This window comes from Labilithrix luteola, from assembly GCF_001263205.1.
Lineage (GTDB): Bacteria > Myxococcota_A > Polyangia > Polyangiales > Polyangiaceae > Labilithrix > Labilithrix luteola.
Map to the genome: position 1 here is coordinate 11,849,508 of NZ_CP012333.1, position 18,463 is coordinate 11,867,970.

General features: G+C 64.4%; 22 protein-coding genes. 17 read left to right on the forward strand and 5 right to left on the reverse strand.

The genetic code is table 11. The annotated features are described in order from the left end of the window. Positions 1–231 precede the first annotated feature (231 nt). From AKJ09_RS51150 to AKJ09_RS51200, 11 genes are all read left to right on the forward strand, one after another. The gene (locus AKJ09_RS51150) at positions 232–426 is read left to right on the forward strand and encodes a hypothetical protein (protein ID WP_146655154.1); all 195 of its coding nucleotides are present in this window, start codon (positions 232–234) and stop codon (positions 424–426) included. Next, positions 423–749, forward strand: coding sequence for a hypothetical protein (locus AKJ09_RS51155; RefSeq protein ID WP_146655155.1), 327 nt, complete (start codon positions 423–425; stop codon positions 747–749). Before AKJ09_RS51150 ends, AKJ09_RS51155 begins: the two co-directional genes overlap by 4 nt. After that, a complete protein-coding gene (locus tag AKJ09_RS51160; RefSeq protein WP_146655156.1) occupies positions 746–2,116 on the forward strand; it encodes a DnaB-like helicase C-terminal domain-containing protein in 1,371 nt (456 codons plus the stop codon). The genes AKJ09_RS51155 and AKJ09_RS51160 overlap by 4 nt, the downstream gene beginning before the upstream one ends. A 582-nt stretch (positions 2,117–2,698) precedes the next feature. Further along, on the forward strand, positions 2,699–3,262 hold the full coding sequence (locus AKJ09_RS51165; protein WP_146655157.1) for a hypothetical protein: 564 nt from the start codon (positions 2,699–2,701) through the stop codon (positions 3,260–3,262). Beyond that, positions 3,259–4,794, forward strand: a complete 1,536-nt coding sequence (locus AKJ09_RS51170; protein WP_146655158.1) for a hypothetical protein — start codon at positions 3,259–3,261, stop codon at positions 4,792–4,794. Before AKJ09_RS51165 ends, AKJ09_RS51170 begins: the two co-directional genes overlap by 4 nt. A gap of 56 nt (positions 4,795–4,850) precedes the next feature. Then, positions 4,851–5,483 carry a hypothetical protein gene (locus tag AKJ09_RS51175; protein WP_146655159.1) on the forward strand — a complete coding sequence of 211 codons (633 nt, stop codon included), beginning with the start codon at positions 4,851–4,853 and terminating at the stop codon, positions 5,481–5,483. Positions 5,484–5,485: 2 nt separating this feature from the next. Next, positions 5,486–5,749 carry a hypothetical protein gene (locus AKJ09_RS51180; protein ID WP_146655160.1) on the forward strand — a complete coding sequence of 88 codons (264 nt, stop codon included), beginning with the start codon at positions 5,486–5,488 and terminating at the stop codon, positions 5,747–5,749. A 2-nt stretch (positions 5,750–5,751) separates the two neighbouring features. Beyond that, on the forward strand, positions 5,752–6,012 hold the full coding sequence (locus tag AKJ09_RS51185; RefSeq protein ID WP_146655161.1) for a hypothetical protein: 261 nt from the start codon (positions 5,752–5,754) through the stop codon (positions 6,010–6,012). Between the two features lie 157 nt (positions 6,013–6,169). After that, positions 6,170–7,384 carry a hypothetical protein gene (locus tag AKJ09_RS51190; RefSeq protein WP_146655162.1) on the forward strand — a complete coding sequence of 405 codons (1,215 nt, stop codon included), beginning with the start codon at positions 6,170–6,172 and terminating at the stop codon, positions 7,382–7,384. Between the two features lie 3 nt (positions 7,385–7,387). Then, on the forward strand, positions 7,388–9,223 hold the full coding sequence (locus tag AKJ09_RS51195) for a hypothetical protein (RefSeq protein ID WP_146655163.1): 1,836 nt from the start codon (positions 7,388–7,390) through the stop codon (positions 9,221–9,223). A 12-nt stretch (positions 9,224–9,235) separates the two neighbouring features. Further along, on the forward strand, positions 9,236–10,036 hold the full coding sequence (locus AKJ09_RS51200; protein WP_146655164.1) for a hypothetical protein: 801 nt from the start codon (positions 9,236–9,238) through the stop codon (positions 10,034–10,036). A gap of 118 nt (positions 10,037–10,154) precedes the next feature. Here AKJ09_RS51200 and AKJ09_RS51205 read toward each other — a convergent pair whose 3' ends face one another. Further along, positions 10,155–10,634, reverse strand: a complete 480-nt coding sequence (locus AKJ09_RS51205; protein WP_146655165.1) for a hypothetical protein — start codon at positions 10,632–10,634, stop codon at positions 10,155–10,157. Between the two features lie 51 nt (positions 10,635–10,685). On the opposite strand from AKJ09_RS51205, the gene AKJ09_RS51210 reads away from it, so the two are divergent. The 6 genes from AKJ09_RS51210 to AKJ09_RS51235 all read left to right on the forward strand — a co-directional run bounded on the left by AKJ09_RS51210 (position 10,686) and on the right by AKJ09_RS51235 (position 15,167). Beyond that, a complete protein-coding gene (locus AKJ09_RS51210; RefSeq protein WP_146655166.1) occupies positions 10,686–10,925 on the forward strand; it encodes a hypothetical protein in 240 nt (79 codons plus the stop codon). An 84-nt stretch (positions 10,926–11,009) separates the two neighbouring features. Next, positions 11,010–11,192 carry a plasmid mobilization protein gene (locus tag AKJ09_RS51215; protein ID WP_146655167.1) on the forward strand — a complete coding sequence of 61 codons (183 nt, stop codon included), beginning with the start codon at positions 11,010–11,012 and terminating at the stop codon, positions 11,190–11,192. A gap of 69 nt (positions 11,193–11,261) precedes the next feature. Then, entirely contained in the window at positions 11,262–11,867 is a 606-nt protein-coding gene (locus AKJ09_RS51220) for a hypothetical protein (RefSeq protein ID WP_146655168.1), read from the forward strand. Further along, complete coding sequence (locus AKJ09_RS51225; protein ID WP_146655169.1) at positions 11,867–13,423, forward strand: tyrosine-type recombinase/integrase; 1,557 nt, start codon at positions 11,867–11,869, stop codon at positions 13,421–13,423. Before AKJ09_RS51220 ends, AKJ09_RS51225 begins: the two co-directional genes overlap by 1 nt. A gap of 167 nt (positions 13,424–13,590) precedes the next feature. Further along, entirely contained in the window at positions 13,591–14,802 is a 1,212-nt protein-coding gene (locus AKJ09_RS51230) for an NnrS family protein (protein WP_146655170.1), read from the forward strand. A gap of 41 nt (positions 14,803–14,843) precedes the next feature. After that, positions 14,844–15,167, forward strand: coding sequence for a zinc ribbon domain-containing protein YjdM (locus tag AKJ09_RS51235; RefSeq protein ID WP_146655171.1), 324 nt, complete (start codon positions 14,844–14,846; stop codon positions 15,165–15,167). A 45-nt stretch (positions 15,168–15,212) separates the two neighbouring features. On the opposite strand, the gene AKJ09_RS51240 is transcribed toward AKJ09_RS51235, so the two are convergent. The 4 genes from AKJ09_RS51240 to AKJ09_RS51255 form a co-directional block, all read right to left on the reverse strand. Next, positions 15,213–15,758 (reverse strand): hypothetical protein, encoded by a 546-nt coding sequence (locus tag AKJ09_RS51240; protein WP_146655172.1) that lies wholly within the window; start codon positions 15,756–15,758, stop codon positions 15,213–15,215. A 119-nt stretch (positions 15,759–15,877) separates the two neighbouring features. Next, a complete protein-coding gene (locus AKJ09_RS51245; RefSeq protein ID WP_146655173.1) occupies positions 15,878–16,429 on the reverse strand; it encodes a DUF308 domain-containing protein in 552 nt (183 codons plus the stop codon). An 85-nt stretch (positions 16,430–16,514) separates the two neighbouring features. Continuing rightward, positions 16,515–17,003, reverse strand: coding sequence for a DUF2199 domain-containing protein (locus tag AKJ09_RS51250; protein ID WP_146655174.1), 489 nt, complete (start codon positions 17,001–17,003; stop codon positions 16,515–16,517). A 69-nt stretch (positions 17,004–17,072) separates the two neighbouring features. Continuing rightward, positions 17,073–17,621 (reverse strand): hypothetical protein, encoded by a 549-nt coding sequence (locus tag AKJ09_RS51255; RefSeq protein WP_205634013.1) that lies wholly within the window; start codon positions 17,619–17,621, stop codon positions 17,073–17,075. Positions 17,622–18,463 lie beyond the last annotated feature (842 nt).

Below are 18,463 nucleotides of genomic sequence, written 5' to 3' on the forward strand. Positions count from 1 at the left end.
GCAGCACGACGGCGAGCGCCCCTGCTCTTCTCGAACAAAGTACCTGCGTGTCTGGAAGGCAGGACACGACGCCGGCGATCCTGAGGTCTGGGCCGAAGGTCGCGACCGACGAATGACGCCAGATGCGTGGCGACGCTACGCACGGTCAACGGCGCTCCTCGTCGGCAAGCCCGCCAACGAGACCAGCGTCGATGACTCGGTCCACGCTGAGCTTGGAGTGAGGCGCGCATCGTGATCGTACTCCTCTCCGCCGACTACGAAGTGCTCGACGTCGTCACGACCGAGCAAGCCCGGGACATGGGGCTCGAGGCGGTCGTCGACTACATCGAGCGTGACCGATTCAAGTTTCCCGGGTGGACGCCGCACATCGTGTTCCGCGGTGCCGCGATGCTCGTCGGCTGGGGGCCGGGGAGGATGGCGGCATGAGCGAGCTCTTTGCAGACTGGCTCGAAGCGGAGGGCATTGCGGTCGAGTCGGTGCCGCCCCTTGCGACTGCCGGCGAAGACGCCTTCGACCGCGCCGAAGTCGAGCACTTCGAGGCTGTGCCGCGCGTTGCGGAGGCGCTCTGCCTTCTTCGTGTGAGCATGGAGATCCACGAGGCTCGCCGCGTTGAGTTTCTCGAAGCTGGCGACCACCTGAATGCCGCGCTCGAACGAGCGACAACGGCACGCGAACAGTACGAAGAGGCCGGCACGCTCGTTGAGGATGCCGCGCGCCTCGTCGCTTTGGTGAAAGGGGCGCGCGTTTGACCAGCGCCATTTCGAACCTCATCGACGAACTCGATGCGGCGTCAACCAAAGAGCGTCGTCAGAAGACCGCGCCAAAGCGCGAGAAGCCGGCGAACGACTTCGATCGAGGGCCGGCGAACCGCACCGCGGCTCCGACTATCGCATCGATTCTTGAAGCCAGCATCGAGCGCGCTCAGCGCCGTTCTGACGGTCGCGAAAAGCCAATCCTCTTGCCGTGGCCGATTCTCGCCGATCACTTTGGCGGCGGCCTTTGGCCCGGCCTCCACGTCTTGAACGCAGGAACTGGGCTCGGGAAAACCCAGCTCGTTCTCCAGAGCGCCGCGTTCACGGCGAAACGCAAGACCCCGGTGCTTTACATCGGGCTGGAGCTCGGAGAACTCGATCTCGCCCTTCGTCTTCTTGGTGGCGAAGCGAACGTGCCGTGGTCGAACCTTTGGACCGGCAAGGCCGGCCCGGCGCACCTCGCACGCGTTCGCGAGGCTTTGCCGGCACTGGTGTCCCTCCCGTTCCACTTCGAAGTAAGCCGCCCCCACGGCTTTCCAGCATCGGCCGTCGCGTCAGCCGTCGAAGGCTTTCGGGCGCTCTACCCCGAGCCCGACGGTCCAGGGTCGCGACCGCTGTTGGTTGTCGTCGACTTCTTGCAGCTGATCGGCGCCGAAGCGGGGAAGGAGTCCGAGCTTCGGATTCGCATCGGTCAGGCGTCCTACGTGCTTCGAGAGCTCGCGAAGACGCTCGGAGTTGCCATCTTCGCCATCTCGTCAGTTGCTCGTGAGCGACTCAAGATTGACGTTCGCTCATCGGCAAGGCTCGAGTGGGACACGGATCCGAATGGTTGCCCGATCAACCGTCGGATCTTGGACCCCGACGCCATCATCGGCATGGGCAAGGAGAGCGGAGATATCGAATACTCCGCCGACAGCGTCTCGGTGATGGTTCGCGTTCCCGAGACGTGGGACGGCAAGACCTGCGATGTCATCTTCGCGACGCCTAAGGGGCGAGCCACGGGCGCGACATGGTCGCCGCTCCGTTTCACCGGCTACCAATACGAAGAGTGCGACGACCGCGGGGGACGCATGGTCGAAGCTTGGCAGGCGAGCGACGAGAGGCGAGAGCGAGTCCGCGAAGAGAAGAAGTCTGCAAAGGAGCAGAAGCGTCTTTCCGGCATTGAGGCGGACGCCGCTTCGATTCGAACGTATGTGAGCGCTCATTCGGGGTGCAGCGTTCGCGAAGCCAGAGTGAACGCGGTTGGGGACTCAGCACGGCGATGGGCACCAGCGGTTGCCCTCCTTGGTAACGCGCTCGTGCAGACCAAGATCGGTTCAAAGGTCTCCCTCTCAATCATGGAGGCGGCCAATGACCACACGTGACGTGGACGCGTGGACGCCGTGGACGGTCCACACTGTCCACTCTATCCACGGTGAGGGCCCCCGGCCCGTCCACCGTGGACGTGGACGGAGGGGGGTACGGGGGGAGTTGTCCACGTCCACGCTCGTCCACGAAGACGTCCGAAGCCCCCGAAGCGCGCCAACCCGGAACACGTCATGTCACGGGGCATGCCACGCTTTGCATCCGCAAAGGCGGAGTCTTGTTCCGCCGCCGGTGCTGGCGGGCCAGCCTACGGAGGCGTCCGACAACTCGAATGCGGCTGCGAGCGAGAGCTTGGCCGACAACGCCCACCGTCTGGAGGAGGCGCGAAAGGCGCTCACACAGGCGCTCAACCGGTCAGAGGAGCTGTCCGCGGCCGAGCAGAAGCGAGCGAACGATCTCGTGTTCGAGATCTTCGCGCGCACTGCCAGGTCGCAGGTGAAGCGTTCCGGCTCGCCTTACTTCACAAATGAGCGCACGGCGGCCTCAGCGCCGAAGGGCCAACGTCCCGGCCCTCGCCCCAGCACACGAAAGCCTGAACCCCGTGTGCTGGGGCGGCGTGGGGCATTCCACGAGGTTTCCCAATGACGTGGCGCAAAGGCCATGGCCGAGGGGCCGGCGTGCCCCGTATCGAGGTCTTGCCCGCCGACGAGCTACCGGCGCCCGTACCGGCCCAAGCGGCACCGGTCAACCGGCGCCAGAACGGCACCGTAAGCGATTCTGAGTCCGCCAAGGCCCTTGGCCGCAAGGGCGGCGTAGCGAAGGCTTCACGGGCCCGTCTCGTGTCAGCGCTGGGCCTCTCTGCGCTCGCCTCCGACGCCGAGTTCACGCCCTACCGCGACGCTGGCGACGAGTTCGTCCGGCATCACCTCGCGGCCCTCGCCGCTCGAGCCGGTGGAGAGGTTGGGCCGGGCCCATCGAGCATCGTTGCGAGCGCCGGCCTGCAGCTTGCGGCGTCGCGGTTCGTGTCGGACAAGGCGGCTAAGTCGGGAGACGCGAAGCTCTTCCACCTCGCGTCGACGCTTGCGAACGACAGCAGGCAGAACCTGCTCGCAGCGTACGAGCTTGCCGTTCGCGAGGCCGGCGCCAAGCCGCGGGCGACCGGTCTCGATGCGCTCCGCTCCAAGGTCATGAAGGGGGGCACGTGAGCCTCCGTTCGCAATTCTTCGAGTTCGACGACGTCCTGACCTCTCACGGCGTGCGTCCGCTCACTCAGTGGTGGCGTGACGGCATCGGCGAGTGGCTCGACGCCTACGAGCAGGGGCAAGTGTTGGAGCTCTTTGCGTGCGTCGGGCGTGGCGCGGCGAAGTCGACGGTGCTCTACAAGCTAGGGCTCTTCTTCACGCTCTTTGGCGACTTCGATGTGCCACCGGGCGAGCGTCACTACGCGGTCGTTCTGTCTCGTTTCAAGGATGAGGCGACCAAAGGCATCCTGATTATCTCGGGGTGGCTGCGCCTCCTAGGCGTTCGCCACCGGCCAGCGGGCGACGTGGTCGACATCGACGACATGCCGCGCGGGATTCGGGTCGTGACCGCCAGCGTGTCGGCCACGTCGGGCTGGCGAGCGTACTTCGTGGGCAAGGACGAGCGGTCGAAGTGGCCGTCGGGCGGCGTCGCTGACGTCGATGCGCCGGAGATCGACACGAGCGCCGCCGCGATGACGGCCACGCATCCGCTGGCCCCCGTTGTCGCCGTTGGGTCGGCATGGGGTGACTTCGGTTCCTTCTACGAGGCGATTGCGAGCGGGACGGATGCCACCAAGGTCGTGCTCGGTCCGGCTCCGACATGGGTTGCGGCTCCGCACGTCACCGAAGAGAGCACGCGAAAGAAGGAGCAAGACCCGAGAAAGTGGGCTCGCGAGTACGCGTGCGAGTTCCAGGCGAGTGCCGTCGGTGCATTCGACTCGCTGGCCGTTGATGCGTGCTTCGTGAGCCGGAGGTTGCCACCGGACGTCATCTCCGCCGTTCCGACTTTCATCATCGACGCGTCGAGCGGTCGTGCGGACGCGTGGACGTGGGCGCGGTGTCGTTGGCTCCTCCCGACACACTCCGAATACAAGGTCGAGCGCCGCTATTCGCACTTCGCAGGCGGCTGGTACCTCGACTTCCACACGGATAGCGAAGGGAAGCTGGTCCCGCTCAAATCGCACGAGCGCTTCGCTCCGATCCTGAGGTTCGATTACGTCTCAGGCGTCGAGGGCAGCGGCTTTTGGCGCAACGTGAGCGCCGAGAAGATCGTCAAGCAGATCGCGAAGGAGTGCAAAGAGAGCGGCGCCGTGCGGGTCGTCGGCGACCAGCGTGAGGCGTACGCGCTGACCTCGCTCTTTGCACAGCAGAACATCACCTTCACGTCGATCGCCTGGACGAGTGCGAACAAACCCGAAGGCGTCGAGACGGTCCGCCGTTGGATGCGAGACGGGCAGTTGTGGCTACCTCACGAGCGTGGCTCGCCGACGAGCGATGAGACCCGACCGCACCAAAAGCTCCGTCGTGAGTTGCTCGAGTTCGAAGAGAAGATCACGCCGAGTGGTCAGCTCACGTTCGGCGCTCGTGGCAATCGACACGACGACTACGTGGCACTTCTGATTACCGCGGCGCTCGCCGAGCAAAACGGCCTTCTGTCGATGTCGCCGACGGCGCCGCGAGTGACTCGCCACATCCCGAGAGGATTTGTTCCGTGAAAGGACCCCGAATGAATAGTGCAGAAGCAAAAGTGGCTCTCGACCGAGCCGAGCAGGTGATCGTCGATACGAGGGACGAACTTGAGGCCATGTCGTCGGTGCGAGCGACGCTCGTTCGAGCGTGCGCCCAAGATCCATCGAGGCGGGAAGAGCTCCGGACGGTCGATGCAAAGATTCAAGCAACGCAAACGGACCTCGAGATCGCCGAGGTCGGAGCGTCGGAAGCGCGGGCGGCATACAAGAAGGCCGTAGCCGACGAGACGCACGAGAAGATCGCCGAGCACCTGGCGAAAGCCGACGTCCCGACACTCATCGCCAGTCTCATGGACTGCTACGTCTACCGTCTTGTCGATCTCGATCGCCAAATCGCGGACGCCGAGCGAGGGATGCAGGCGCTTTGCTACTTGCAGGGCGAGGAACTGGCCAAAGCAAAGGCTCTCGCGGCGACGTTGGGCGAAGCGATCCATGTCCGAAAAGTGGATCCCGCCGACATCCGCGTGACGGCAAATGTGGCGATCGCTTACATGCGCGCTGCCGAGAAACGAGACCACCAGCAGTGCGAGCTGCTGGTTACACCGGTGACGACAGAGTTCCTTTGGGTGAACGGGTTCAAGCAGCCGAACCCCCTTGCAACATCAGCCCAGTTTGAGTTCGCGAACCGAGCGCTGGGCAGTCGAGAAAGGAAATAGCGATGAGTACTCAGAATCGAAGTGTGGGACGCAGCCTCTTGAACATGATCCCGCAACCCGCTCGTGTTGGCCGGAGCGCCGGCGAAGCGCTGTTGAACATGGCGACCGGCGCAACCGGCGCCAAGCCGAAGAAGACACTCGAGCAGGAGCGCGAAGAGGCCGAGCAGCGCCTCAATGAAGCGTTCGACGCAGTCCAATCGCGCAAGATCGCGCTTCTCGACATCGAAGAAGCCATCGCAGCCAACAAGTCCAACAAGGAGGTCTGAACATGCCCGCATACGATCCGAACAAGCGTTACTTCATCAAGCAATCCCCCGACGCCGGCGGCCAGTTCTCGTACTCGTTCATGGCGAACACGCTGACCGACGCCCAGACCGTCGCTCAGAGCCTCGCCACGATCACCGGCATCAAGCTTCGTCTCGAATCGGGGCCGCTGCTCGATGCCAACACGGTGCCCTACGCGTTCACGTATACGCCCGCCGCTCAGGGCGGCAACGTTAGCGCTCCCGCCAACGTGGTGCCTACGTGAAGGGGTCTAGGTCGAGCACGCTCGGCCTTCTCGCATCGGCTGGCCCCTTTCGAGGGGCCGCCGAGGTGAGAGACCGACGCTACTTCGTATTCGAGAACCAACCGGCCGAGCTGCCGGATCCGTCGCTTGTGCACGGCGACGATGAAGGAGGTGAGTGATGCAAGAGCGATTTCAGCTTCAGATGAATGGTCAGGAGCTCCAGACCAGCGACTTGAACATGATCTCCAAGGCAGCCTCGCTTGCTGACGACCGGGTGTTCGCCGAACTGCTCCGGATGGCGCCATACACAGGATCTGCGTACGCCAAGGGGATCATTCCGGCCGGCTACGCAAACACACCTCTTCCGACCGTGCAGGCAGGAACAGGCAGCGTCACGATCAACACGTTTAGGGCAGTCGTTGGCTCCCGCAATCTCGCCGCCACTAGTCCGGCCGACAACTGGCAAGACATCCGGTCGGCGGTCTTCACCGGGGCGACTGCCCTGCCGGCGACTCAGGCGCTTGCTGCCAATGCGAGTGGCAACCCGCGGTGGGATCTGGTGTATGCGACGTTTACACTCGAAGCCAACGGCAACTCTTTCACGAGATACATGAAGGATGTGCTCTCGAGAGTGGTGACTGCGCAGTCGCTCATTACGACGGTGAAGAACGTTGTCACGATCGGCGTCGTGCAAGGCACGGCAGCTGCCTCGCCAGTATGGCCATCGCTGCCAGTCGACACGGTGCAGCCGGACGGTCGAGGCCTCTTCTACATCCCTCTCGCCTACGTGCGCGTCCCCAACGGCTTCACGTCCGGTTCTGCCGTCGCGACGAACGACATCGCGACCGTGGCGCCGTGTCTGTCGCTAAGCCGCGTTCTCGGAGGTAACACCGCGTCGTGGGTCAACGCCGGCACGGCCACGACCGCTCAGCAAGGGGCTTGGGGTTCGAGCGGGACGCCTCCGCAGCTCTATGCGAGCTCCGCCGCCACTGGCATCGAGACGCGGCTCATCGCCATCAACCTAATCACCGGAAGCGAAAGCCATACGAATGGCGGCATCGTCGACGCGAGCCAGGATTGGCGTGGGCGGCTAACTCGCTACACGGCGACGGCCGGCACGAATGCGAGCCAGTTCGCGTGGGCCAACCCTGGGGTGAACATCACGCCCATCTACACCAAAGCGGGCGTCACTGGGTTCGGTCACACCTTCATCACGGGAACCGTCGGGGCCGCTGCCTACGTCGACTACAACTCGTTCACGCAGATGACGAACGGCACGAGCGTTCGAATCTTCGCCGACAACACGACCGGTGCTTTGAAGGTCGATTGGTCGGGCGGGGCGCCGAACTGCCTTCTCATCTTCGCAATCGACTTCTTCGCTCCGATGAGGTGAACCATGTCAGATCTGACGTACAAGTTGATCGTCGACATGTCGACGCGTGGGTCCTTGGGTGCCCAGGTCGGCCCGCAGCTCGAGAAGGTCGGCAAGGCTGGCGAGAAGATCGGCGACAGCTTTGGCAAGCTGAAAGATCTCGCCGGCAACGCCGCGAGCACCCTCGCTGGCGCGTTCACGGGGGCCGTCGAGCAAACTGCTGCGATCGCTGCGGGGCTCACGAAGGTCGGCGCTATCGCTGCCGGCGGAGCCATCGCCTACGGCGTCGCTGCGCTCAACAACGAGCTCGAGCAAACCAAGATCTCCATCGGCGCCATCCTGAACGCTCAGGGCGTTTCGGGCGGCATGGTCAACGCCATGTCGATGTCTGCGGACATCGTGAAGGAGATGCGCCGCGACGCAACGGCGCTCCCTGGCGAGTTCAAGGACCTCATGAGCTTCTTCAAGCTCGGTGCGACGCCCGGATTCCAGGCGGGGGCATCGACGGAGCAGCTTGAGAAGATGAGCGCCAACGCGATGGCCGCTGCAGCCGCAACCGGCGTACAGATGGACCAGGCGGCGCGTGAGTTCGCCCAGCTCCTCCAGGGGCGGTCGGGCGCTCACAACGTCTTCGGCACGATGTTGGGCCTCACGGGCGATGAGTCCAAGAAGTTCAACGCGATGTCCGGCGCGGATCGACTCAAGAAGGTCGAGACCGAGATCGCGAAGTACTCCCCGGCAATCGACGTCTTCTCCAACTCGTTCGACGCGCTGTCGTCGACGATGAAGGACAACGCCAAGAACCTCCTTCAGAAGGCGACGCTTCCGCTGTTCGATAGCGTGAAGCACGCCCTGGCGACCTCAAACGGCTGGTTCGATGCGAATCAGTCGAAGGTCGAAGACTTCGCCGAGAAGGCGGGCGAGAAGCTTGCCTACGCGTTCGAGTGGGGGCGGATGAAGATCCTTGAATGGTATCCCACCATTCGGACATTCGCCGAGAACGCGTGGCAGGAGCTCTCGAGCGTTTGGAAGCGCATCGAGCCGATGGTCGCTCGAATCGGCGACGTGCTGAAGAAGACGCTCGCCGATCCAAACCTCTTCAAGAAGCTTGAGGGCGTCCTTCAGGCGTACGCTGCCGTAAAGGTCGGTGGCGGCGCTCTCAGTGCAGGTGCCAGCACCGCGTCGGCGCTAGCTCCAATCTTGACGGCGGCTGCGGGCGGTAGTGAGGCTGCCGGCGCGGCGATGGCCACTGCGGCCGGTCCAGCGGCACTGGCGATTGGTGCGTTTGCCATCGCAGCGGTCGGCGCCGAGCATGCTCTTACCGATTCGACGTCGGTTTTTCATGGTGCGGCAACCTTCGCACTGAAAGACACCACCGAGAGTGCCGGACGCATTGGTGACCGATTGAGTCACCTGTGGACGACGCTTTCGCCAGTCGCAGACGGTCTCGGAACGGCGACGCTGTTTGTCGTCGACAGCTTCGTGAAGCAAGCGGAAGCGGTCGTGACCCTTACCGATGGCTACTTCCAGGCGACTGAGTGGTTCCAAAAGAAGGTTCGGGAAATGCTGCCCGAGTGGCTCAGAGGAGATGGGGAGCCGACAAAGGTGGCAGCGCTAGTTACGAAACAGATCGGCAACCATAGCGATCTGCTCCGGCCCGAGAAGGATTCGGAGCCTCAGGCCAAGAAGGGCGCCGGTGGTGGCGGCGGTGGCACGACGATCCAGAAGGTCGAAATCGTCGTCTCAAGCAATCAGGATCCGAGCCGTATCGCTCGTTTGACCGTCGACAAGCTGCAGGACATCTCCCGCAATCCGACGTCGTCTCGTTCGGTTCGTAACTGGGGCGCAGCGAGGCCGTGAAAGGAGTACACGATGATTGAAGACGATCTCTACAACCCGGCGAAGGACTACAGCTCAGCGCAGATCGACATTGGCACCGTCGGTTGGGCAAGCAGGGACGAACACTTCGAACCGGGCAGCGCAACCAACGGCGGCCTGACGATGGTCTTCGTCACACTCTACCGCGGCAAGACCCCGGGCGAGCCGACGAAGACCGGCGTCGCTCAGGGCTACGAAATCGTCTGCCAGATGTCCTCGCTCGCTGGCGCACGCATCCCTCCGAAGGGAACGCGGGTCTACGTGGCGATCCCGAAGGGGATGGAGGAACTGGCAGGAGCCGGTGTGATCTTCGCGTCGGTCGAGACCACGCACACCAAGCGGCAGCTCGCAGACGATCGCGTGGTGCTCGACTTCGGTGACGCTACACATGTTGTCATTCGAGGAAAGAGCGTGGCAATCCAGAGCTCCGAGAACGAGTTCGTCTCAGTCGGCACGCCACGCAGCGGCGGAACCTCCGGCGTCACTGTTCAGGCGAAAGACGGCAGCGGTGGCGTCGTGCAGAACGGCGTCGTGTCTTGGTTCGTCGCGTCGGGAGGCGACGCGAAAAGCGTGATTCAGATGACGCCGAACGGTGTGGAACTGCTCCAGAAGGACAGCGGCTTCATGCGCTTGAAGAACGGCGAAATCGTCGCGCTGTCGAAGGGCAAGGCCGCGTATATCGCTGGGAACACATTCATTGGACCAAATCCATCAACCGGAGTTGCAGCTCTCGTTGGGCTTAGCGGTCCCGCGGGACAGCCATCGCTCAACGTGTTTCTCGGAGGGCCAACATGAGTGGGTGCAATTTCCCCGGGTTCTCATTCAGCTTCGGCGTGCCGATCGGCATTCCTGGACTGCCGAGCCTCCCCGATCTGACGTTCTCGTTAGCCTTCTCGCTTCCGTGCCCAATCGATTAGCGCGGAAGGACGAAGGTCACGGTCTTCGTCGATGGGGTTCCGTTCACCATGTCGCACATGACGGCGACGCTACCATCGCGAACGTACCCGCCAGAGCCGAACTGAAGTGAGTACCCTTCCAGGTAGTTGGGCGCGGTGATTGTGAAATGAACCAGCGCCAACTCCGCTGCGGTCTTGCCCGGGTAGGCGTGCTCGGCCACGTAGTAGTCCGTGACGCCGCCGTACTTCAGGATCTTGTCGCACTTCTCTGTCGCCACGTCGGGCGGTAGCGGGTCCGCCTTCGCGTCGCCGACCGGGTTCGTCATGCTGTCGACGAACGCGTCGACGATCTCAGAGGCGTCGACCGAGCCGCCGCCGCCTCCGTCGTCGTTCGACGCCGCGAGACCGGCGGCGCGGTCTGACGCCCCGCACGCCGCCATCACCACATAAAGCACCGCACCCGCACCTAGAGTCCGAAGCGTCTGACCGATTCGCATGCCTTCCCTCCAACGATGGAGGGTCGCATATTCACGGGAGGGGTAGAAGCCATGCCGCGACGTCGAACCGACTTCCGCAAGATCTTGCAGACGCTCACCGCGGCGAACGTCGACAGGACACTTGCGGCGATGTCGGAGGAGACGCGACGCCGGTTCGTGCGAGATGTCCAATGCGCCGACGAGGAAACGTTCGAGCGGTTCAACGCCCTCGGCTGGCTTGACCGACATCCCGAGTGTCGAGGTCGCGGCGACGAAGGATTAGCTGTCGATCTCGACGACTTCGACCAGTAAGTCGCAGCGTGACAATCGAGGGCAGCGGAAAATTTGACAGCGGCGCCTTGCGCGTCAGCGTAGTGTGAGTATACTGGAACTCAGATGGCGCCGCGTCCTCCCTCCGATCGGAACGAGCGATTGAACGTGCGTATCGCCCTCGAGGAAATGGACATGATCCAGATGCTCGCGGACGACGCCGGTCTCAACGTCTCCGACTTCATCCGCTCCTTCATCCGCACCGCGTATCGCGAGCGCTTCGGCGACACGAAGCCAAAACCACGCTGAAATGAAAGCGGCCGACCGAGTGTTAGCGCACCCGCCGGCCATGGTCCGAACCTGATGAGAGGTCCCGACATGAACCAGCATACACCGAGAAGATCGAAGACGCCCAAAGCACAAGCCGCGACCGACAGAAGAGCTCTCGAAGAGTTCGGGCGCACGCGGGACGAACTCAGGTGCTCGCAACCCGAGCCCGCACCGAGAAGAAGAAGAACCCGGGCGGCTGGGGCCGAACCGGTTGAAGCGGCCCCTCCGCCGAGCCGGGTTCAACATTCGCAGCTGACAGTGTTTGAGGTGACCGGCACCTGCGAGAACACCGGCGACCTGGTGATCAACCTCCTGGAGGAGGTGAGCATCACCCTCCAAGGCGTGGAGAGGCTTGACGTCTGGGACGAAGGAGAGGCCACACACCCCGGTCTCGGCATGGTGATGATGGCCCAACGCAAGCTCATGGCGGCTATGGCCGCACACGAACACGCGATCGGCGCTCGACCGTTCGTTGACATCGCGAACGACCTCCACATGCTCACGGTCGCACTTGGCAACGACGATGCGCCGCCTGAGCGCGCATTTCTTCAGGACGCGATCCATCGCATCGCGCTGCGAGCCGAGATTATGAACGTCGGCGTTCCCGCCAACGATGTGCAGCGCGTGGACGAGTCGAGAAAGGCGAGCATCTGATGGGGAAGCTCCGAGCGTCAAAGGGTGGGGCCTACGAGTCTCGCGGCTCGTTCTTCATGCGTGTAACCGTCGCCCCGCAGAAGCGGCGCTCGGAGCTCCTCCCGTGGGCGAAGTCGCTCGACGAAGCGACCGAGCGGGCCCACGTGGTCCAAGAGCTCGTCAACCGCCTGCGAGCAACGCAACAGACGGACTTCGTCGACAAGATCGTGGAGAGCGCCGCGACGGCCGACGCTGAGAAGTTGGCGGCGCTTGTCCGCGCTGTCGACGGCATCGTGGCGGGCAAGCTCGTCAAGCCCGGCCCGAAGACAGGGCTGACCTTCCGGACCTTCGCCGAACGCTGGACCGGCGGCGAACTGCACCGGCAGTACCCTGATCACGTCCGCTTCAAGCGGAGCGCCGATGACGACATTTCTCGCCTCGAGGCGCACGTCTACCCGGTCGTCGGTGACAAGCTGCTTTCCGATGACGGCTGGCTCGATGCCGCGCTCGAAGTCATGCAGAAACTGCCGGCGAGCCTGTCACCTGCTAGCCGACGTCATGTCGCGCAGCTTCTCTCGCGGGTGTTCGCGCTCGCTGTGTACCCGTGCAGGCTCCTCGCCGCGTCTCCCCTGCCCCGTGGCTTCCTGCCGAAGCTCCGCAAGCGGAAGGCGAAGGCGGCCCTGTACCCCGACGAAGACGCTCGGCTGCTCGGCACGACGACGATCCCGCTTCCAAGTCGCGTGTTCTACGGCTTCCTTGCCCGTGAGGGCATGCGCTCAAGCGAAGCTCTTCACATGACCTGGGGCGATCTGGACCTGACACGCGGGGCCGTTCGCCTCGACGTGAACAAGACCGACGATCCCCGTTCGTGGGCGCTCGATCCTGGCACCGCCGAAGCGCTCAGGCGATGGCACAGGCTGCGAGGCGAACCGGCTGCCGACCGTGAGGTGTTCGAGCAGGTCGAAAACCGTGGTCACCTTGCAGACGCTTTTCGCGATCACCTGCAGGTGGCGAAAATCGAGCGACCGGAGTTGTTCGAGACTACCGACGCCCGCCGACGGGCATGGCTCCACGACCTGCGGGCGACCTTCGTCACGGTCTCGCTGGCGTGTGGACGAACGGAGGCCTGGGTGACGAACCGTACGGGCCACCGATCGTCGGGACAGATCGCAACGTATCGCCGGCTGACGCAGACCTTCCAGGACATCGGCGCCGGAGAACTGGCGTCCTTGGCCGAGGCCATCCCCGAGCTTTCTGACGCGGCAGCAGACGCGGCGGCGCCTGTCGACGGTTCCAAGCGAGCGTCCGTGCGAACACAAAAAACGCCGCGAAAATCAGCGAGCGTCGACCAAAAATCGTCTTTAGGTTCCGCCGCCGCAAGGCGTGGGGGTTCAAGTCCCTTCCCGTGCACCAGTCTGGTTTGGCGTCGCCTTCGGCGACGCTTCGCTTGGGACAGGTCTCGCGACGCGGACGCGGAGGCTTCGCTCGGCGCGGGTCTCGCGACGCGGACATTGGGCTCGGCGCGCGCTCGAGCGATGCGCGCGGGGTTCGTTCGGGAGCAGACGAAGCCGTCTTGAAGGCCGCGCAGGATTTGCTCGCGGCTGCATCGATTGCGTCCGGAATCGAGAACATCCTCGCGCGAGGGCTTCGAAATGCGAGGGCACGAGGGGTGCAGACTGCCGCGACAAGGCGCCATGAAGAAGTCGACCTTCGTGGCCCGCCACTGCAGGAGCCGAGGTGACAAATGGGACGGTCGCTCTTGACCAACATCGGGCCAGCGCCTGCGCCGACGGGGCTTCTCCCGATCGCGGCCAAGGGCTTCCGCCCGTTCTTCCTCCTGGCCGCGGCGTTCGCGGTTGCGATCGTGCCTCTCTGGCTCGCGATGCTCGGCGGCCTGCTCCGTCCCGTCACGTATCTCGATCCATTGGTTTGGCATTCGCACGAGATGGTCTTCGGCTTCGCCACGGCGGTCATCGCGGGCTTCCTCCTCACGGCGGTCTCCAACTGGACCGGCCGCGAGACCGCGACTGGCCCGGCGCTCCTCGGCCTGGCGCTGCTGTGGTGCGTCGGTCGGCTGGCGCCCTTGCTCGCCGATTCCATCCCGCACGGCCTGGTGGCACTGCTCGATCTCGCGTTCTTGCCCGCGCTCGCCGTGGTGCTGGCTCGTCCTATTGTTGCGTCCAACAACCGACGGAACTTCGTGATGCTCGCGATCCTCGCGGTGATGACGACGGCGAACCTCGTCGTCCATCTCGAGGCCTTGGGCGTCGTCGGCGCGCTCTCGGGACGACGCGCATGCCTCGTCGGGATCGACGTGGTCCTCGTCCTGATCGGCGTGATCTCCGGACGCGTCATCCCGATGTTCACGCGCAACGCGACCGGGGCGAGCTCGATTCGATCGGTACGGCGGCTCGATCAGGCGACGGTCGTGGGCCTCTCCGCCCTCGTCATCCTCGACGCTACGGGACGCGAGGAGCCAATCGTCGCGCTTGTCGCTGGCGTCGTCGGCCTCGTCGCCGCGGCACGCGCCGTGTACTGGGGCCCCCGTCATTCCCTACGGGAGCCGATGCTCTGGATCCTTCATCTCGGCTACGCGTGGCTCCCCCTTGGACTCGTCCTTCGCGCCGGGGCCTCTCTCGTGCCGTGGATACCCCGCGCCTCCTGGGTCCATGCTGCGACGGTCGGAGCGATCGGCTCGCTGTGTCTTGGAATGATGGCACGCGTCGCGCTCGGACACACCGGTAGGAAGATCGTCGCGCCGCGACGGGCCACGTGGGCCTTCGCCGCCATGTCGCTCGCCGCGGTCGTTCGCGTCTTCGCGCCCGTCCTCGCGCCCTCGTCGTACCTCGCGTTCCTCACGGCGGCTGGCGCGCTGTGGACGGTGGCGTTCCTCCTCTACCTGCTCGACTACATGCCAATGCTCATCGCCCCGCGCGTGGATGGGAAGGCAGGGTGAGCGTGGTGCTGCGCCGCGAGATCGTGTAGTTGACCACGTTCATGAAGTGCCCTGTTTGTACGATGGAGGAGTTGCTTTCCCACGCCGACAGGTGGGAGTGCGCGACCTGCGGCCACGAGTGGCCGCGTGAAGCGGAAGCGCCGGCGGCCCTCCTCGTGAAGGATGCCCACGGCACGGTGCTCAACGGCGGGGACACGGTCACCCTCATCAAGGATCTGAAGCTTCGCGGGTCGTCGCAGGTGCTCAAGCAAGGCACGCGCGTCAAGAACATCCGCCTCGTCGAGGGTGACCACGAAATCGACTGCCGCATCGACGGCAGCTCGATGGGCCTCAAAGCAGAGTTCGTGAAGAAGGTGACCGAGTAGGCACGCGCGCGTCGACTTTGCGCAGGTCGGTCGCGAACCTTCGTCTCAGAAGCTGCCCGTCCACATGAGGCCGCCGTTCGAGCCGGTATACCAAGGCGTCAACCGCATCGCGTTCCGCGGCGGCTCCACGGGCACTCTGCGAACTCCAACGAGCAACATCGCGAGGCCGCCGGCGGCGAGCACGGCGGAGCCAATGGCGCCTCCGTAGATCGCTGCGTCGTATCCGGGGCAGAACACCGGCCAGTCGCTCGTTCCCTGCGACTTGCAAACGTTCTTTTCGTGGGCAACGGATATCGTCAGAGCGACCGCGACAGGCACGAGCGCCAGCGCGACAATCCCTGTGACCATCAATGGCGTCGAGCGGCGCACGGTGCGCGGAGCTTCAACTGCCGACGAGCTCCAGGCGGTCGAGTCGTCGGCCATCGAGCTCGAGGAGACGGCGGAATGCGCCTGAGGCTCCGCGCACGCCCGGTCGACGCAAACACGATCGCCGTCGCAATCGATGTCTGTGCTGCATCCGGCATGGGCATCGCGAACGATGAACGTGCTCGCGAGCACGATGGACGAGAGTGAAACGACGTACGCGCGCACCGTTGGCCTCCCTCCGAGGAGTCGCCTCAGCAGGGGCCCGGCAGTCTGCTCGAGCCAATCGTGGAATACAAGAAAGGACGCCTCGCGCGTCGAATCGACATTTGGGCTGACGTAGGGAGCTACGCGTGTACGGCTCGATGTTCCTGCCATTGCGTCGCTACGCTGACCGATGCGGCGCCGTTGAGAAGAGCCAAAAACGCGAACGTCCCGCCGACCGAATAGGTCGATATGCCCGGCGCGACGAGGAGAGCTCCGCCGCATAGCAGCGCGAGGATTCCCGCCGCCACGGGCAGCGTGGCTCGACCGCCGTCACGCCGAAGCCGTGCTGCCAGAACGACCTCTGCCACGCCGACTGAAATCGCCCAAACGCCGACGACGATGCGGAATGCGTGGAGCACGAAGTTCGGAAACAAGATCGTCGCGAGCCCGGCCGCCAGGCCGACCGCAGCTCGGCCGAGATAGACGCTCGCGCCGTTGTCGCGACGCCGGACGGCCAACGCGAACGACGCCGAAGCCACCCCGTCGAACAACGCATAAACCCCGAAAAGGAGCTCACGGGGCGCGACGGCCGTCCTCGACCATGCGAGCGCGAGGAACCCGCACAGCAGCCCTACGACGCCCGCCAGGAGCAAGCTCCAGGAGGCACGTCGATCGTCGTCCAAGGTCGACATCACTCTCAGATTAAGCACTCACACGCCACCTGCGACGCCGAGATTGGTGCTGGCTCACGGCGGAGGTCACGTCTTTCTCACGAGCTCAATTCGGCGAATACCTGTGCACGATCTGCCAAGCACGCGCGAGCGAGATCCCGCACCGCTGATCGATCGCGAGCGGATGCGCGGTGGGCTCGAGCTCGATCGTCGGCCGTGAGGTCCCTTCGTGAAAGTGCACGCGGGTCTTGAGCAGGAACGTGTCCTCCGCGTAGTGAGCGATCCGATTGACGAGCCAGCCAAACGTAGGCGCCATCTCCTCGTTCCGCTCGTAGCGCTCGTAGTTCGCGCGTGACTGCGAGACCCAGACGCCCAGGCCGAAAGGCTCGTCCTGCCCGTGGATGGGGATGAAGATGACCCCGCGCACGAAGTAATGCAGTCCGTCCTCGTCGCGGACCGTACACCGATCCTGCGTGAGCGTCGTTCGCGCCGCGCGCTCGTCCTCAGGGACGCTGAGGTACGGGTCGGGGGCCCACATCCCAACGTCCGGCAGCCCCTCGTGCTCTTCGCCGCATGCCGTACAGTGGAACGTCATCGCGAAAAAATCTACGACGGGGCGTCCCGGGCGACAACCCACTCACTTCCATCCGACGGCATCCGCTGCTCACGGAATGGGAATGCCGTCGCGAAGCTCGATCGAACCGATCGGAAACGGCTTCGTACGAACGGGTGAGAAGAGCTCGGTGTTGCCCCAAAGAAGCGACGCCTCGACCTTGAGGTCGACGAGAGAGACCTTTCGAATCTTTCCTTCTCCGACGCCGAGCGTGGCGCCTCCTACGTCGAGCTTCAGGCGAAGGTCGAGGGGGATCTGCCAGGAGGGCGGTGGCGGAGGTTCGACACTGACGGTGAGCATAGGGCGGTAGTCGCCCTCGATCGTGTGGTGGGCGAGCGTGACTTCGCCGTGGCCACCGGAGGGCCCGCGAAAGGCATGGAGCTCGCGTAGATCCGTCCAGGCGCGCCCGAGCAAGTCTCCAACGCTCACGTCGAGGACGTGCGAGACCTCGCTCGCGAGGTGCTCGTCGAGCTTTCCTGGCGGCAGGTGCAGGAGAGGAAACGTCGCATGCAGCGCCGCCCTTCGACCATCGACCCAGCGAAGTTCGTACCTCTCCTCGGGCATCCCCTGACGGATCAACGTGCCAAGTTCGCTCATCACGTCCCCCGCACCGTCACGTTGACAGAAGATGCATCGCTCCAAACCAATCGCGGCGGTGCGCTGTCGCCCACGTTCGCATGAACGCGAACGGTACGGGTGACGGCGCGGTCGGCATCCGAGCGCAATCCACGAAGCTCAGGCTGTCCCGACGTGACTGTCACCATGTGGAGGCGGTGGGAACGCCGAAGGAGACGCGCGGCCACGGCGAGCCCCACGGCGACGGCGCCCGCCAAGAGCAACCACGGCATCCACGGGCGATTGGCTTCGCGCGGAGCGCGAACGACATGCGGCGGAGCAGGGACCGGCGGCGGTCTCGGCACAGACGATGGCGTGGCCGCCGGTGACGGCGTCACGACGTGCGGTGGGACGGTAGCCGTCGACGGAACGGGTGGCTCTGGGTCACGCGTCGGCGCGCCGGATGCCGGCGGCGGGGGACGCGCGCCACCGTCATGCGATCCCGCGCCATGCGGATCCTTGGTGGGCGGGCCGGCGTCATGCCGTTCTACATTCTCGTGACCGGCATCGAATTGCGACGACGCGTCGGCAGGACCGAGAACGGCGAACCACGTCGCGAGCGTCGCGTTTGCAGGCCAACGGCTTCCTCGCACCGCTCGCCGATGCATCGGCAACACCATGCGAGCTCGTCAAAGGGATGTCCACTGCGTGCACGGATCGCGGCCCGCTGCTGCTCGCCGGCATGTCGGCTTACTTCTCGTCTAGGTACGACCCGGCCACCGCGATGCTTCCTCGGACAAGCAGAGGGAAGGAAGCGAGAACGTCCGCCGTAGGCAACGTCCACCAAGGACGTTGCACATGGTCGGCATCGTCATCGTCCTCGTTTC